Consider the following 15,729-nt stretch of genomic DNA (forward strand, 5'->3'; position numbering starts at 1 on the left):
GTCCCCCACACCGCCGTCCAGCCCGACCGCGCCGGAGACCACCGAACCCCCCGAACCGACGCCGACGTCCGAGCCGACCAGCCCGGAGCCGACACCCTCCGTGACATAGGTGTGCAGAGAGTTACATGGGGGAAGTAGGTGCATGTTGTGAGCCCTGGTGAAAGGGGGAAGCATGCACTCGGCCGGCACCACTCCCCGGCCTGTCCGCGGTGTCCGGCGTCTCAAGCCGGTCCTGACGACGCTGACGGCACTGACGGTCCTGACGTCTCTGACGGCGGCCGGGGCGGTCCCCGCCACCGCGCGGCCCGACCCGTCCGCGGGCGACGTGGCCGAGGCCCGGCGCGCCGTTGACGTGCGGGAGCAGCGGCTGAGCACGGCCGCCGCGGGCCTGGCCGACGCCAGGGCCAGGCTGGGCGGGCTGGTCGCGGCGGCCGAGCGGGCGGTCGAGGCGTACAACGGCGAGCGGGTACGGCTGGCCGCGGCCGAGCGCGCCCACCTCGCCGCGGCCGAGCGGCAGCGCGCTTCTGACGCCCATCTCGCCCAGGCCCGCGCCGACGTCGCCGCGCTGGCCGCGCAGAGCTACGGCGGGGTCGATCTGACCCGCCCGATGGCCGCCGTGGTCGCCGCGGGCGGCAACGGCGGCATGCCGGGCTACCTGCACCAGGCCAGCGTGCTGCACCACCTGAGCGGCGGGCGCGCCGAAGTGCTCAAGCGGATGCGCGACGCGCAGGAGGTCGCCACCATCCTGCGCGCCCAGGCGTCCACGGCCTACACCGAGCGCCGGGAGGCCTCCGCCAGGGCGGAGGCGGCCCGGACGGCGGCGCAGGCCGCACTCGACCGGCAGCGCGCGCAGACCGCGGCGATCGAGGGCCAGGTCCGTGACTTCGAAGATCGGCTCGACCAGGCCAGGTCCGAGGCCGACCGGCTGGCCCGCGAGCGGGCCGCCGCGCAGGAGCGCGCGGCGCTGCAGCGCGACCAGGCCACCGTCGGCACCGTCCCCGCAGGTGGGAGCGGCAGCGGCGGCAGCGCCACAGGTGACCTGGCCGCCGACTGGGCGCTCGCCCAGCTCGGCAAGCCCTACGTCTGGGCGGCGGCCGGCCCGGACACCTTCGACTGCTCCGGCCTCACCATGCGCGCCTGGGAGCGGGCGGGCGTGCGGCTCGACCACTGGACGGGCACCCAGTGGACCTCCGGGCCGCACGTCCCGCTCGACTCACTGCGCCGGGGCGACCTGCTGTTCTTCGGCCGCATCACGTCCAATCCCGGCGACATCCATCATGTGGGGATGTACATCGGCAAGAACATGATGGTCCACGCGCCGCAGACCGGCGACGTCGTGCGGATCGCCCCGATGTGGCGAGACGACCTGGTCGGCGCCACCCGCCCCGGATGAGCAGGGCTCAGTGCACGCCGCCCTGCTCCACCGCGCGCCTGATCGAGTTCTGGATCTCGGCCTCGGCCTCCACCCGGCCCACCCAGTTGGCCCCTTCGACCGACTTGCCCGGCTCCAGGTCCTTGTAGACCTCGAAGAAGTGCTGGATCTCCAGCCGATCGAACTCCGTCACGTGGTGGATGTCCCTGATGTGCTCCATACGCGGGTCCGTGGAAGGCACGCAGAGTACCTTGTCATCGCCGCCCTTCTCGTCGGTCATCCGGAACATCCCGACCGCCCGGCAGCGGATCAGGCAACCGGGGAAGGTCGGCTCCTGGAGGAGGACCAGCGCGTCCAGCGGGTCGCCGTCCTCGCCGAGGGTGTTCTCGATGAAGCCGTAGTCGGCGGGGTACTGAGTGGAGGTGAAGAGCAGCCGGTCCAGGCGGATGCGCCCGGTCTTGTGATCGACCTCATACTTGTTCCGTTGCCCCTTGGGAATCTCAACGACAACGTCGAAGTCCACCGCGGTTCCTCCGCTCAGCCCTCCCGGGAGCTCCGGACGGGCGTTAATGTCTCGTAAACGTCACTGTCTGGAGAGGGGCCTGCGGCGTGGAGCGGCGTGATCGGTGGACGGTCGTGGTCACCCTCGGCCTGCTCCAGGTCTTCGTGATCGCCGCCGGCATCCATGTGATCACCAACGACGTCAACCTGAGCGCGCTGACGGGTCTGCCACGTCCGGCCCCGCCGGCCGAGCCTCCGCCCGTTCCCGTTGTCACCGCTGGCCCGGTGCTGGCCGCGGGCGGAAACGGTCCTCTCCCCGCCAAGGGTACTTTGGCGGCCAGGCTCGCCGACGCCCTGGGTGACCCCGCGCTGGGTGACAGCGTGGGCGCGTCCGTGATGGACACCGCCACCGGGACGGTGCTCTACGGGTCCGGCTCCGACTCCGGCATCACGCCGGCCTCGACCACCAAGATCGTCACCTCGGTGGCGGCGCTGGCCTCGATTGGGCCGGAGGCCAGGCTGGCGACCCGGGTCGTGACGGGCTCGGCGAAGGGGTCGATCGTGCTGGTGGGAGGGGGTGACCCGACACTGCTCGGGCCCAAGGCGCCCAGGCATCCGCCCTACCCGAAGCAGGCGTCGCTGGCGCAGCTCGCCCAGAGCACCGCCCAGGCGCTCCAGGCGAAGGGCGTGGACAAGGTCACGCTCGGGTACGACGACTCGCTGTTCACCGGGCCGAGGCTCGGGCCCGGCTGGAAGCCCGGGTACGTGCCCGAGGGCAACGTCTCGCCGGTCACCGCGCTCGCCATCGACGAGGGACGGCGCGGCCCCGACCTGCGGGCCCGGGTCGCCGACCCGCCGCGGGTGGCGGCGACGGCCTTCGCCAAGCTGCTCGCCAAGTACGGCGTGTCCGCCTCGGCGTCCGTCAAGCGGGTCAGGGCGGGGCGGCAGGCGGCCGAGCTGGCCCGGGTGGAGTCCGCGCCGATGTACGCGCTGGTCGAACGGGCCCTCACGATGAGCGACAACGACCTGTCCGAGGCGCTCGCCCGGCATGTGGCGATCAAGGAGGGGCGGCCCGCGTCGTTCGCGGGCGCGGCGCAGGCCGTACGCGCGGTGCTCGGCCGGCTCAACGCCGGCAAGGGCGTGGAGGTCCACGACGGCAGCGGCCTTTCCACCAAGAACCGGATCAGTCCCTCCGGACTGGCCAGACTGCTGACCGCGGCGGCCTCCCCGGCCAATCCGCGGCTGCACGCGGTGGCGAGCGGCATGCCGATCGCCGCGTTCTCCGGCACCCTGGACGACCGGTTCGGCGACAAGGAGAGCATTCCGGGCGCGGGCCTGGTACGGGCCAAGACCGGCACCCTCAACGGCGTCAACACCCTGGCCGGGCTGGCCACCACGATCGACGGCAGGCTCATCGCCTTCGCCTTCATGGCCGACGACGTCCGGTCCGGCTGGGGCGAGGCGGAGGCGGCGCTCGACCGGCTCGCCGCGATCGTGTCCCGATGCGGCTGCTGACGGCCCTCTCGGGCCACCCGTCATCCCATCCGCGCGGCGGCCCGCGCGAGCACGTACGGTGGACGGTATGCAGGTGATCGACTGGGATCTCGCCGTCTCCACCGGAACGCGCCTGGTGCGCCCTGGCCCGCAGGTGACCCGTGAGGAGGCGCGACAGGCCGTGTCCGACCTGCGCAGGCTCTCCCGCGAGGCCGAGCGCCACGTGCGCGAGTTCACCCGGATCGACGGAGGCGCGTCCGCACAGGCCGCGACCATCGTCGACCGGCCGGGCTGGATCAAGGCCAACGTCGCGGGCTTCCGCGTCGTCCTCGAACCGCTCACCCAGCGGATGTCCGGCGAAGGCCGGACCCAGCCCCCGGCGATCGTGGCCGCGGTCGGGTCGCGCATCACCGGCGTCGAGGTGGGCGCGGTGCTGGCCTTCCTGGCCTCCCGGGTGCTCGGCCAGTACGAGCTGTTCCTGCCGCCCGACCCGTCGGGCCGGGCCCCGACCGGGCGGCTCACGCTGGTCGCCCCCAACATCGTCAACGCCGAGCGCGAGCTGGGCGTCGATCCGGGCGACTTCCGGCTGTGGGTGTGCCTGCACGAGGAGACCCACCGGGTGCAGTTCACCGGGGTGCCGTGGCTGCGCGAGTACGTGCGGTCGCAGATGACCGAGTTCCTGCTGGCCTCCGACCTCGACCTGCCGACCCTGCTCGAACGGCTGCGCACGGCGGCCGACGCGGTCGCCGACGCGGTGCGCGGCGGCGAGGGCAACCTGATCGACGCGATCCAGACGCCCGAGCAGAAGAAGATCCTTGAGCGCCTGACGGCCGTGATGACCCTGGTGGAGGGGCACGGCGACTATGTGATGGACGCGGTGGGCCCGTCGGTCGTGCCGTCGGTCACGGAGATCCGCACCAGGTTCCAGCAGCGCAGGGAGGGCGGCTCGCGGGTCGACCGCACGGTCCGCAGGCTGCTGGGCATCGACCTGAAGATGAAGCAGTACGCCGAGGGGTCGGCGTTCGTGCGCACGGTGGTCGATCGGGTCGGGATGGACGGCTTCAACAAGGTTTGGGGCGGTCCCGCGACGCTGCCCACCCAGGCCGAGATCGCCGACCCGGAGCGCTGGATCGCCCGCGTGGTCACCGCCCCGGCCCTGGAGACCCCGCACCTCAACGGCTCTCCGGGCGGCGGCCCCGCCGAGCCCGCTTCCGGATCTGTGGACGGCGACGGGGACGGCCCTCCGCGGGAGGGGTAACCGCCGATGGGGCCGCATCCTGCCGTGGCGGACGTCCGCCGGGCGGTGCGGGCGGCGTTGGCCGGGCTCCCGTCCGGCTCGCTGGCGCTGGTCGCCGCGAGCGGCGGCGCCGACTCACTGGCCCTGGCCGCCGCGGCCGGCTTCGAGGCCCCGCGCACGGGGCTCGCGGCCGGTCTACTGACCGTCGATCACGGGCTCCAGGAGGGCTCGGCGGCCCAGGCCGCCACGGTGGTACGCCTGGCGTCCCGGCTCGGCCTGGACCCGGCGGAGGCGCTGCGGGTCGAGGTCGGCCGGACCGGCGGGCCCGAGGCGGCGGCCAGGGATGCCCGCTACGCGGCCCTGGAAGGGGCCGCAGAACGCCTGGGGGCCGCCGCGGTCCTCCTGGGGCACACCCGCGACGACCAGGCCGAGACGGTGCTCCTGGGGCTCGCGCGGGGGAGCGGCACGCGTTCGCTGTCGGGGATGTCCGCCGAGTCCGGCCTGTACCGGCGTCCGCTGCTGGAGCTGTCGCGGGCCACCACCCGCGCGGCCTGCGCCGCCCTCGGGCTCGATCCCTGGGACGACCCGCACAACGCCGACCCCCGGTTCACCCGGGTGCGCGTCCGCGAGCGGGTGCTGCCGGTCCTGGAGGGTGAGCTGGGGCCGGGGGTGGCCGAGGCCCTGGCCCGTACGGCCCGCCAGTGCCGCGAGGACGCCGACGCCCTCGACGCCTGGGCCGAATCCGCTTTCGCGTCGGCCCAGGAAGCCGCCCGCGAAGCCGCCCGCGAAGCCGCTCGGGAAGCCGCCCGCGAAGCCGCCCAGGACGCCGCTCCGGAAGCCGGGGGGGATTTCGCTCATAGCGATATCGCGCTGGCCGTGGCGGAGTTGGCCGGCCTGCCCGGCGCGGTACGCCGCAGAGTGCTCAGACGCGCCGCCGTGGCGGCCGGATCGCCCGCGGGATCGGTGTCCTCGGCGCACATCCTCGCGGTGGACCGGCTCCTCACCGACTGGCGCGGCCAGCGCGGCATCGACCTCCCCGCGGGCGTGGTCGCCGTCCGCCGGTATGGCACCCTGATACTCGCCAGAAAGCCCGGTTGATCCGGGCCCCGAGCCGCCACACCGTGACGCGAAGGAACATCCCAGGTGGACGCAGCCGACATGGGCAAAGACCTGGAGAGGGTCCTCATCTCCGAGGACGAGCTCCAGGCCAAGATCAAGGAAATCGCCGGGAAGATCGACGCGGACTACGCGGGCAAGGACCTGCTCATCGTCGGAGTGCTGAAGGGCGCGGTCATGATCATGGCCGACCTCGCCAGGGCGCTGCGCATCCCCGTGGAGATGGACTGGATGGCCGTCTCCTCCTACGGGGCGGGCACCCGGTCCTCCGGAGTGGTCAGGGTGCTGAAGGACCTCGACACCGACATCGCCGGCCGGCACGTCCTGCTGGTGGAGGACATCATCGACTCCGGCCTGACGCTCTCCTGGCTGGCCCACAACATGCGCTCGCGCAATCCCGCCTCGGTGGAGATCTGCGCGGCCGTGCGGAAACCGGACGCCGTCAAGGTGCCGATCGACGTGAAATACGTGGGATTCGACATACCCAACGAGTTCGTGATCGGCTACGGTCTCGACTACGCCGAGCGATACCGGAACCTCCCCTTCATCGGAACTCTGGCGCCGCACGTCTACGGCGGCGGGACGGAAAGCGCGGCGGAAAAGTCCTAGCCGAAATCACCGATGCGAACCGGGTGCGAATACGCTCTGGGCGAAGCGAAGGCCCGCACAGCCTGACATTCGTCACACCCGCCGGGAACACTGCAATGCCTGACGTACGTTGGTAGGGCAGACGGTGCCGTCTGGACAGTGACCCTGCCCGGCGCTCCGGTGTACCTTCTGACTGCCCGATGGTGATCCGCAGTCGCCTGCGGGTAGTCAGTTGGAGCGGTTAGGGATGCCGCGACCCTGGTGAGGTATGCCGGGGTGCCAGGACATGGTCAGGAAGGGACGGGCCCGTCGGGGTTCCGCATCGGATGGATCTCAAGCGATTTACACGTGGGCCACTCCTGTGGATCCTGGGCATTGTCGTGCTGCTCCTGCTCGTCACGACCATGTGGAACAGCGACGGCAATTTCGAGCGCACGGACACCTCGAAGATCGAGACCTACATCGACGAGGGCCAGGTCAAGCAGGCCAAGATCATCGACAAGGACCAGCGCATCGAGGTCACCCTGACCAATGGCAAGCGCTACTACTCGTCGTGGGTGGCCGGCCAGGGCATCCAGCTCGCGGGCCAGCTCAAGCAGGCCGAGAAGGCAGGCAAGCTCAAGAACGGCTACAACGTCGAGGTACCGGGCGAGAACTTCCTGCTCGGCCTGCTGGTGAGCCTGCTGCCGCTGATCATCATCGTGCTGATCTTCCTGTTCATCATGAACCAGATGCAGGGCGGCGGCACCCGGGTGATGAACTTCGGCAAGTCCAAGGCCAAGCTCATCACCAAGGACACCCCCAAGAGCACGTTCGCCGACGTCGCGGGGGCCGACGAGGCCATCGAGGAGCTCCAGGAGATCAAGGAGTTCCTCCAGGCCCCGGCCAAGTTCCAGGCGATCGGCGCCAAGATCCCCAAGGGCGTGCTGCTGTACGGCCCGCCCGGCACCGGCAAGACCCTGCTCGCCAGGGCCGTGGCCGGCGAGGCCGGGGTGCCCTTCTACTCGATCTCCGGTTCCGACTTCGTCGAGATGTTCGTCGGCGTCGGCGCCTCCCGGGTCCGTGACCTGTTCGAGCAGGCCAAGGCCAACGCCCCGGCGATCATCTTCATCGACGAGATCGACGCCGTGGGCCGTCACCGCGGGGCCGGCCTGGGCGGCGGCCACGACGAGCGGGAGCAGACGCTCAACCAGCTCCTGGTCGAGATGGACGGCTTCGACGTCAAGGGCGGCGTCATCCTGATCGCCGCGACCAACCGGCCCGACATCCTTGACCCTGCGCTGCTGCGGCCGGGCCGCTTCGACCGCCAGGTCACCGTCGACCGGCCCGACCTGGAGGGCCGCAAGGGCATCCTGCGCGTACACGGCCGGGGCAAGCCGTTCGCCGAAGACGTCGACCTCGACGTGATCGCGCGCCGCACTCCGGGCTTCACCGGCGCCGACCTGGCCAACGTGATCAACGAGGCCGCGCTGCTCACCGCCCGCGCCGACCAGAAGCTCATCACGATGGACGTCCTTGAGGAGTCCATCGACCGCGTCATGGCCGGTCCGGAGCGCAAGTCCCGCGTGATGTCGGACAAGGAAAAGAAGATGATCGCCTACCACGAAGGCGGTCACGCACTGGTGGCGCACGCGCTGCCCAACTCCGACCCGGTGCACAAGATCACGATCCTGTCCCGCGGGCGGGCGCTCGGCTACACGATGACGCTGCCGATGGAGGACAAGTTCCTCGCCACCCGCTCGGAGATGATGGACCAGCTCGCCATGCTGCTCGGCGGGCGCGCGGCCGAGGAGCTCGTCTTCCACGAGCCCACCACCGGCGCGTCCAACGACATCGAGAAGGCCACCGCGGTGGCCAGGCGCATGGTCACCGAGTACGGCATGAGCGAGCAGCTCGGCGCGCGCAAGTTCGGCACCGGCAACGCCGAGGTGTTCCTGGGCCGGGAGATGGGCCACGAGCGCGACTACTCCGAGAAGATCGCCTCGACGATCGACGAAGAGGTCCGCCGGATGATCGAGTCGGCGCACGACCAGGCGTGGGAGATCCTGGTCGAGTACCGTGACGTGCTCGACAACCTGGTGCTCGAGCTGATGGAGAAGGAGACGCTCTCGCGCGACCAGGTCCTCGGGATCTTCGCGCCGGTCGTCGTCAGGGAGCACCGGCCGTCCTACGCGGGCTACGGCAAGCGCCTGCCGTCCGACCGGCCGCCGGTGCTGACCCGCAAGGAGCTGCACGGCAACGGCGCGCTCCCCGCGGGCACCGGCATAGAGCCCAAGGACGCGATCCCCCGAGACGGGGCCTGAGCGTGGGTGACGCCTACCGCGAAGAACCGCTGAAGGTCGACTCGGCCCGGATCGAGGGCGCCGTACGCGAAATCCTGATCGCGATCGGCGAAGACCCGGACCGAGACGGCCTGCGCGACACCCCGGCCCGCGTCGCCCGCGCTTACGCGGAGCAGTTCGCCGGGCTGGGGCAGCGGCCCGAAGACGTGCTGACCACGGTCTTCGACGCCGACCACGACGAGATGGTGCTGGTCCGCGACATCGAGGTCTACTCCACCTGTGAACACCACCTGGTGCCCTTCCACGGGGTGGCGCACGTCGGCTACATCCCCAACGCCAGGGGCCAGATCACCGGCCTGTCCAAGCTGGCCAGGCTGATCGACGTCTACGCCCGCAGGCCGCAGGTGCAGGAACGGATGACCTCGCAGATCGCCGACGCGCTGATGTCGGTGCTGGAGCCGCGCGGGGTCATCGTGGTGGTCCAGTGCGAGCACCTGTGCATGACGATGCGCGGCGTCCGCAAGCCGGGCGCCAAGACGATCACCTCGGCGGTGCGCGGCAGCTTCCGTGACAGCGACAAGACCCGTGCCGAGGCCATGTCGCTCATCCTGGGCCGCTGACCGGTCACCGGGGGCCGGCCGCGGCATCGGGCGGCCGGTGCGGGCCGGCCGGCCGGCGGGTGGAAACTGTGATCCGGTGGCCGTGATCCGATATCCTTCCGTGGCGTTCCGTTACCAAGGCGTGGCGATGCGTTGTCCACATGGGGTGATTCGTTATCCACAAGGTGGGCCCGCGGCGTCGGCAGGGGACGGCGACGACCTAGGCTTGACCGCATGACCACAAGGAGCGTCCCCGGAATGCCCGTCGAGGAGCGGTGCCTGGTCATGGGCGTGGTCAATGTCACGCCCGACTCCTTCTCCGACGGCGGGCAGTGGTTCGACGAGGGCGCGGCGATCCGGCACGGTCACGAGCTGGTGCGCCAGGGCGCCGACATCGTCGACGTGGGCGGCGAGTCCACCCGGCCAGGGGCCGTCCGGGTCTCCCTGGAGGAGGAGCTGGCCAGGGTGGTGCCGGTGATCCGGGCCCTGGCCGCCGACGGCGTCCCGGTGAGCGTCGACACCATGCGCGCCGAGGTGGCGCGGGCCGCCGTCGAGGTCGGAGCCAGGCTGGTCAACGACGTGAGCGGCGGCCTGGCCGACCCCGAGATGGCCCGCGTGGTGGCCGACACCGGCGTCCCGTACGTCGTGATGCACTGGCGGGGGCACAGTCACGACATGGACACCCGTGCCGTCTACACCGACGTGGTGACCGAGGTCCGTGAGGAGCTGGCCAAGCGGATCGATCTGATACTGGCCGATGGCGTGGCCGAGGAGCAGATCGTGATCGACCCCGGGCTCGGCTTCGCCAAGCGCCCCGAGCACAACTGGGCCCTGATGGCCGCCCTCGGCGACCTCGCCGAGCTGGGCCACCCGCTGCTCATCGGGGCCTCGCGAAAACGGTTCCTCGGCCGCCTGCTGGCCGATTCCGACGGCACGCCGCGCCCGTTCGGCCGCAGCGACGACGCGACGGCCGCGGTGACCGCGCTGGCCGCGCGCGACGGTGCGTGGTGCGTGCGCGTGCACCAGGTCGCGGCCAACGCCGACGCCGTCCGCGTAGCCGCGGCATGGACCCGTGGAGGGGGCAGATGAGCGTCGACACGGCGGCCGTCGAGACGGCCAACCAGGAGTTCTACTCCGCCATCGAGGAGGCCGACCTCGACCGGATGACCGACATCTGGGCCCATGACACCGAAGACCTGCGGGTGAGCTGCGTCCACCCCGGCTGGCCGATGCTCAGCGGGCGCGGCGAGGTGCTGCGGTCCTGGGCGCTGATCATGGCCAACACGCCCTACATCCAGTTCGTGCTGACCGACGTCAACGTCGCGGTCTTCGGTGATGTGGCGGTGCTCACCTGCGCCGAGAACATCCTGACGGCCGGCGACGAGGGCGACTCCAGCTTCGCCGCGGGCAAGGTGGTGGCCAGCAACACGTTCGTGAAGACGCCCGAGGGCTGGCGGCTGTGGATGCACCACGGCTCCCCGGTGCTGCACGGCGACGACGATGACGACCAGGAGGAGCCGGGGTGACCTCGACCGACACGATCACGCTGACCGGGCTGCGGGCCAGAGGGTTCCACGGCGTCCTCGCGGCCGAACGGCAGCTCGGGCAGGAGTTCGTGGTGGACGCCACGCTGTTCCTGGACACCGCCCCGGCGGCGGCCGGCGACGACCTGGCCGAGACCGCCGACTACGGCGAGCTGGCCGTGCGGCTCACCAAGGTCGTGGAGGGCGAGCCGGTGGCGCTGATCGAGACGCTGGCGCAGCGCCTGGCCGACGTGTGCCTGGCGATCTCGCCGCTGGTGGAGGCGGCCCAGGTGAGCGTGCACAAACCGGCCGCCCCGGTGCCGGTGCCGTTCGGCGACGTGGTCGTCACCATCACCAGGGGGCGGTCGTGAAGGTCGTCTTCTCGCTGGGCAGCAACCTGGGACGCCGCTTCGACACCCTGCAGGGCGGGCTCGACGCGCTGTTCGACGCCCCGGGGCTGACGTTCGTGGCGGTCTCGCCGGTGTACGAGACCGATCCGGTGGGCGGGCCCGACCAGGGCCCCTACCTCAACGCCGTGGTGGTCGCCGAGACGACGCTGCCACCGCGCGCGGTGCTGGAGCGGGCGCAGAGCGTCGAAGACTCCTTCGGCCGCCGCCGCACCGAGCGCTGGGGGCCGCGCACCCTCGACATCGATTTGATCGTGGCGGGCGACCACATGAGCGACGACCCCGAGCTGACCCTGCCGCATCCGCGGGCGCACGAGCGGGCGTTCGTGCTGGTGCCCTGGGCGGCCGCCGACCCGGCGGGGGAGCTGCCCGGCCACGGCCCGGTCGCCGCGCTCGCCGGCGCGGTCACCGACCAGGGCGTGCGCCGCCGTACCGACCACACCCTCCAGGTGCCGATGTGAGCGGTGGGGTGGCTCGCGCGGGCGGGGAGGGGCTGCGGTGAAGCCCACCAAGCCGTTGCCGCTCGTCGGCATCTTCGTCGTCGTCGGGCTGCTGACCTGGGCGCTGCTCCAGCGCTCCTACTCGATGCTGCCCACCGTCCCCTGGACGGCGATCCCCACCGTGCTGCTGCTCGCGGCCGGCGAGCTGATCAGCGGCGTCGGCACCCGCAACCGGATCAGGCGCAGGCCCGGCACCAAGCCCGTCGAGCCGCTGGCCGTGGCCCGGCTGGCCGCGCTGGCCAAGGCGTCCGCGTACGCCGGGGCGGTGTTCGGCGGCGTCTTCGCCGGGTTCGTGCTGCACGTCATGCAGATGCTCGAACAGGCGATCCCGCTGCGCGACTTCTACGTGACCGGCGGATCACTGCTGGCCTGCGTGGCGCTGGTCTGCGCCGCGCTGTTCCTGGAGTACTGCTGCCGCATCCCCAAGGACGAACAGGACGAACCCGGCGAGCAGCAGCGCTGACGAGAGCTACTTGTCGATGTCGCCGACCACGAAGAACATCGAGCCCAGGATCGCCACCATGTCCGCCACCAGGTGGCCGGGCAGGATCTCGCGCAGCACCTGTACGTTGTTGTAGGACGCCGAGCGCAGCTTGAGCCGCCACGGGGTCTTCTCGCCGCGTGAGACCAGGTAGTAGCCGTTGATGCCGAGCGGGCTCTCGGTCCAGGCGTAGGTGTGGCCCTCGGGGACCTTCAGCACCTTGGGCAGCCGCTGGTTGATCGGGCCGGGCGGCAGTTCGGCGAGCCGGGCCAGGCACGCGTCGGCCAGGTCGAGCGACACCCTGAGCTGCTCGAACAGCACCTCGAAGCGGGCGTGGCAGTCACCGGCCGTACGAGTGGCGACCTTCACCGGCAGCTCGCCGTACGCCAGGTACGGCTCGTCGCGGCGCAGGTCGAAATCGACCCCGGAGGCGCGGGCGATCGGGCCGCTCACGCCGTACTGCATGATCGTGTGCCGGTCGAGCACCCCCACGCCGCGGGTGCGGGCCAGGAAGATGTCGTTGCCGAGCAACAGCCCCTCGATGTCGGGCAGGCGGCTGCGCACCTGGGCGACGGCCTGCCCGGCCCGGCCCAGCCACCCCGCGGGCAGGTCCTCCTTCAGGCCGCCCACCCGGTTGAACATGTAGTGCATCCGCCCGCCGGAGATCTCCTCCAGCACCGCCTGGATCAGCTCCCGCTCGCGGAACGCGTAGAACATCGGCGTGATCGCGCCCAGCTCCAGCGGGTAGGAGCCGAGGAACATCAGGTGGTTGAGCGCGCGGTTCAGCTCCGCGAGCAGCGTGCGCGCCCACACCGCCCGGACCGGCACCTCCATGCCCAGCATCCGCTCGGCGGCCAGGACCACGCCCAGCTCGTTGGCGAACGCCGACAGCCAGTCATGCCGGTTGGCCAGCATGATGATCTGCCGGTAGTCGCGCACCTCGAAGAGCTTCTCCGCGCCCCGGTGCATGTACCCGATGACCGGCTCCGCCGAGCTGATCCGCTCGCCGTCGAGCATCAGGCGCAGCCGCAGCACCCCGTGGGTGGACGGGTGCTGCGGGCCGATGTTGAGGATCATGTCCTCGGTCGCCAGCTCCTTGGCTCCCGCGCCGATCCCCACCATGCGTTCGGTCATGGCTTCATGCATGCCTTCATGCTGTCACGTCAGCGCCGGGTGGCAAGGTCCCGCAGGGCGGCGGCCAGCCGGTCCACCTGCTCGGTGGTCGTGCTGAGGCCGATGGAGGCGCGCACCGCGCCCGCCGTGCCATCGGCGCAGCCGCCGGGCACACCGTCCAGCAGGTGCGTGACCAGCGGGTGCGCACAGAACTTACCGTCGCGTACGCCGATGCCGTACTCCGCCGACAGCGCCTCGGCCACCTCGCGCGGCGTCCAGCCGTCCAGCACGAACGACACGATCCCGACCCGCGGGTGGTCCGGCCCCCACAGCGACAGCTCGTGGACCCCCTCGATGCCCGCCAGGGCGGCGCGCAGCCGGCTCAGGAGTCGTTCCTCCTCGCGGACCAGCGGCAGCCAGCCGGTGGCGGTCAGCGCGTCACAGCCGGCGGCGAGCGCGATGGCGCCCAGCACGTTGGGGGTGCCGGCCTCGTGGCGCTGCTCGGCGTCGTCACTCCAGTCGGCGGTCTCCGCGGTGACCGAGCGGGTCGCGCCGCCTCCGCGGAGGTACGGGTCGGCGTCCGTGAGCCAGTCCGGACGGCCGACCAGCGCGCCCGCGCCGAACGGCGCGTACAGCTTGTGGCCGGAGAACGCCACGTAGTCCAGGTCGAGCGCGGTGAGGTTGAGCCGCCGGTGCGGTACCAGTTGCGCGGCGTCCACCAGGATGCGCGCCCCGTGCCGGTGCGCGATGTGCGCCAGCGCCGCGATCGGCCACAACTCGCCGGTCACGTTGGAGGCGGCGGTGACGACCAGCAGCTTCGGCCCCTCGATCGCTGCCAGCGCCTCATCGGCGGCCCGTACGGCCGCGCCAGGGAACTCGGGCGGCGCCAGCCGTACGGCCTGCGGCCACGGCAGCAGCGACGCGTGGTGCTCGGAGTCGAACACGACCGCGGTCGTGTTCGCGGGCAGGCAGCGGGCCAGCAGGTTGGTCGCGTCGGTGGTGTTCCTGGTGAACACGACGGCGTCACCCGGCCGCGCCCCCACGAACCCGCGCACGGTCTGCCTGGCCTGCTCGTAGCGCGCGGTGGTGAGCTGCGAGGCGTAGCCCGCCCCGCGGTGAACGCTGGAGTAGGCGGGCAGCGCGGCGGCCACGGCGGCGTTCACCGGGGCCAGACAGGGGGCGCTCGCCGCGTAGTCGAGGTTCGCGTACGGCACCAGCCTGCCGCCCTTCACCGGCACTTCGAGGTCGGAACCGAGCACTTCGGGCAGCGAGCGCTCGCCGGGGATGGCGGCCTGCGGGACGGACCCGGAGCGCCGCCGCTGCGACAAGATGCTCAGCCGACCGGATGCGCTGGTCACGTCGCTGGTAGTGGTCGTCGTGGTCACGGACACGCCATGCCTCCTGAGGGTCGTCGGACCCCTGCCCTGGCGTGGACGGCGACGGAGCCCGCGCTTGCCCGGCGCACCACGCGCCGGACCAGGTCTTCACCCGGGGCACCCCGCCGCGGACGCGAGGGTTGCCGGCCAGCGAGCCGGGGCTTTGCGCTGGCACTCATGACCTATGGGGAACTATAACCGAACGCCCCGCCATGATCGCAACCAGGTAACGGCTCGCCGTGAGTTCGTCACGTTCCCGAACTTTCTCCCCGGCCCGCACGTTGCGACCAGCGAAATTGTGAACATGAGCGCTGGAGGACCAATGGACTGGGTGACCGACCCTGGTATCTGGATCGGGTTCCTGACCCTGGTCAGCCTGGAGATCGTGCTGGGCATCGACAACATCATCTTCATCTCGATCCTGGCCGGGAAACTACCCCCCGAGCAACGCGACAAGGCCCGCGTCCTCGGCATCGCCGCCGCCCTGATCAGCCGCCTGGCGCTGCTCTTCGCTCTGTCCTGGGTGGTACGGCTGACCACGCCGCTGTTCGAGGTCTTCGGCAACGAGATATCCGGCCGCGACCTGATCCTCCTCCTCGGCGGCCTCTTCCTGCTGGCCAAGAGCACCTTCGAGATCGGCGACAGCCTGGAGGGCAAGTCCGGCCACGCGGCCGGCAAGGTCGCCCCCTCGTTCACCTCCGTGATCCTCCAGATCATGGTGCTCGACATCGTCTTCTCCCTCGACTCGGTCATCACCGCGGTCGGCATGGTCGACGAACTCGGCGTGATGGTCGCCGCCGTGGTGGTCGCCGTGATCGTCATGCTGGTCGCCTCCGGCCCGATCGCCCGCTTCGTGGACGCCCACCCCAGCATCAAGATGCTCGCCCTGGCATTCCTGATCCTGATCGGCGTGGTACTCGTCGCCGAGGGCCTCGGCCAGCACATCGACAAGGGCTACATCTACTTCGCGATGGCCTTCTCCCTGGCCGTCGAACTCCTCAACATCCGCGTCCGCACCAAGGCCGGCCGCCGCGCCCCGATCGAACTCCACGGCCGCTACACCGGCGACCAGGAGTGATGGCCCCTGCCTCGCCGGTCAGGCGCGTTTGGCGATGGCGGTGATGAGGGGCTGGATGAGGC

The 15,729-nt window shown here is 71.3% G+C and carries 16 protein-coding genes and 1 riboswitch; of the genes, 13 read left to right on the forward strand and 3 right to left on the reverse strand.

Translation table 11 applies throughout. The features are described 5' to 3' along the window. The first annotated feature begins 172 nt into the window (after positions 1-172). Complete coding sequence (locus tag C1I98_RS44070) at positions 173-1,393, forward strand: C40 family peptidase (protein ID WP_111168987.1); 1,221 nt, start codon at positions 173-175, stop codon at positions 1,391-1,393. A 7-nt stretch (positions 1,394-1,400) separates the two neighbouring features. Here C1I98_RS44070 and C1I98_RS20170 read toward each other — a convergent pair whose 3' ends face one another. Beyond that, positions 1,401-1,895 (reverse strand): inorganic diphosphatase, encoded by a 495-nt coding sequence (locus C1I98_RS20170; protein WP_199537068.1) that lies wholly within the window; start codon positions 1,893-1,895, stop codon positions 1,401-1,403. An 86-nt stretch (positions 1,896-1,981) separates the two neighbouring features. Between C1I98_RS20170 and dacB the strand changes: the two genes are divergently transcribed. The 11 genes from dacB to C1I98_RS20220 all read left to right on the forward strand — a co-directional run bounded on the left by dacB (position 1,982) and on the right by C1I98_RS20220 (position 12,082). Beyond that, positions 1,982-3,388 (forward strand): D-alanyl-D-alanine carboxypeptidase/D-alanyl-D-alanine endopeptidase, encoded by a 1,407-nt coding sequence (gene dacB, locus C1I98_RS20175; RefSeq protein WP_111168989.1) that lies wholly within the window; start codon positions 1,982-1,984, stop codon positions 3,386-3,388. A 67-nt stretch (positions 3,389-3,455) separates the two neighbouring features. Then, on the forward strand, positions 3,456-4,625 hold the full coding sequence (locus C1I98_RS20180; protein ID WP_199537069.1) for a zinc-dependent metalloprotease: 1,170 nt from the start codon (positions 3,456-3,458) through the stop codon (positions 4,623-4,625). A 6-nt stretch (positions 4,626-4,631) separates the two neighbouring features. Further along, positions 4,632-5,702, forward strand: a complete 1,071-nt coding sequence (gene tilS, locus C1I98_RS20185; protein ID WP_111168990.1) for a tRNA lysidine(34) synthetase TilS — start codon at positions 4,632-4,634, stop codon at positions 5,700-5,702. Between the two features lie 45 nt (positions 5,703-5,747). Continuing rightward, positions 5,748-6,329: a hypoxanthine phosphoribosyltransferase gene (gene hpt, locus C1I98_RS20190; protein WP_111168991.1), complete on the forward strand. Its 582-nt coding sequence runs from the start codon at positions 5,748-5,750 to the stop codon at positions 6,327-6,329. Positions 6,330-6,634: 305 nt separating this feature from the next. Further along, on the forward strand, positions 6,635-8,611 hold the full coding sequence (gene ftsH / locus C1I98_RS20195) for an ATP-dependent zinc metalloprotease FtsH (RefSeq protein WP_111168992.1): 1,977 nt from the start codon (positions 6,635-6,637) through the stop codon (positions 8,609-8,611). Between the two features lie 2 nt (positions 8,612-8,613). Next, positions 8,614-9,210 (forward strand): GTP cyclohydrolase I FolE, encoded by a 597-nt coding sequence (gene folE, locus C1I98_RS20200; RefSeq protein WP_111168993.1) that lies wholly within the window; start codon positions 8,614-8,616, stop codon positions 9,208-9,210. Between the two features lie 213 nt (positions 9,211-9,423). Further along, positions 9,424-10,278, forward strand: a complete 855-nt coding sequence (gene folP, locus C1I98_RS20205) for a dihydropteroate synthase (RefSeq protein WP_233508022.1) — start codon at positions 9,424-9,426, stop codon at positions 10,276-10,278. Next, positions 10,275-10,715, forward strand: coding sequence for a nuclear transport factor 2 family protein (locus C1I98_RS20210; RefSeq protein WP_111168994.1), 441 nt, complete (start codon positions 10,275-10,277; stop codon positions 10,713-10,715). Before folP ends, C1I98_RS20210 begins: the two co-directional genes overlap by 4 nt. Continuing rightward, a complete protein-coding gene (gene folB, locus C1I98_RS43030) occupies positions 10,712-11,083 on the forward strand; it encodes a dihydroneopterin aldolase (RefSeq protein ID WP_199537070.1) in 372 nt (123 codons plus the stop codon). Before C1I98_RS20210 ends, folB begins: the two co-directional genes overlap by 4 nt. Beyond that, positions 11,080-11,580 carry a 2-amino-4-hydroxy-6-hydroxymethyldihydropteridine diphosphokinase gene (gene folK, locus C1I98_RS43035; RefSeq protein ID WP_199537071.1) on the forward strand — a complete coding sequence of 167 codons (501 nt, stop codon included), beginning with the start codon at positions 11,080-11,082 and terminating at the stop codon, positions 11,578-11,580. Before folB ends, folK begins: the two co-directional genes overlap by 4 nt. Positions 11,581-11,617: 37 nt before the next feature. Beyond that, positions 11,618-12,082 carry a DUF3180 domain-containing protein gene (locus C1I98_RS20220; protein ID WP_111168996.1) on the forward strand — a complete coding sequence of 155 codons (465 nt, stop codon included), beginning with the start codon at positions 11,618-11,620 and terminating at the stop codon, positions 12,080-12,082. A gap of 6 nt (positions 12,083-12,088) precedes the next feature. Here the strand turns inward: C1I98_RS20220 and C1I98_RS20225 are convergent, their stop codons facing one another. Together C1I98_RS20225 and C1I98_RS20230 are read right to left on the reverse strand one after the other, a co-directional pair. Then, on the reverse strand, positions 12,089-13,246 hold the full coding sequence (locus C1I98_RS20225) for an NADH-quinone oxidoreductase subunit D (protein WP_233508023.1): 1,158 nt from the start codon (positions 13,244-13,246) through the stop codon (positions 12,089-12,091). Positions 13,247-13,263: 17 nt separating this feature from the next. Further along, on the reverse strand, positions 13,264-14,499 hold the full coding sequence (locus tag C1I98_RS20230) for an aminotransferase class V-fold PLP-dependent enzyme (RefSeq protein ID WP_438672098.1): 1,236 nt from the start codon (positions 14,497-14,499) through the stop codon (positions 13,264-13,266). Positions 14,500-14,656: 157 nt separating this feature from the next. Continuing rightward, a riboswitch (SAM riboswitch) is annotated at positions 14,657-14,772 on the reverse strand. A 139-nt stretch (positions 14,773-14,911) separates the two neighbouring features. Here C1I98_RS20230 and C1I98_RS20235 point away from each other — a divergent pair. Next, the gene (locus C1I98_RS20235) at positions 14,912-15,667 is read left to right on the forward strand and encodes a TerC family protein (RefSeq protein WP_111168998.1); all 756 of its coding nucleotides are present in this window, start codon (positions 14,912-14,914) and stop codon (positions 15,665-15,667) included. Positions 15,668-15,729 lie beyond the last annotated feature (62 nt).

This window comes from Spongiactinospora gelatinilytica (assembly GCF_003236385.1).
Taxonomy (GTDB): Bacteria; Actinomycetota; Actinomycetes; order Streptosporangiales; family Streptosporangiaceae; genus Spongiactinospora; species Spongiactinospora gelatinilytica.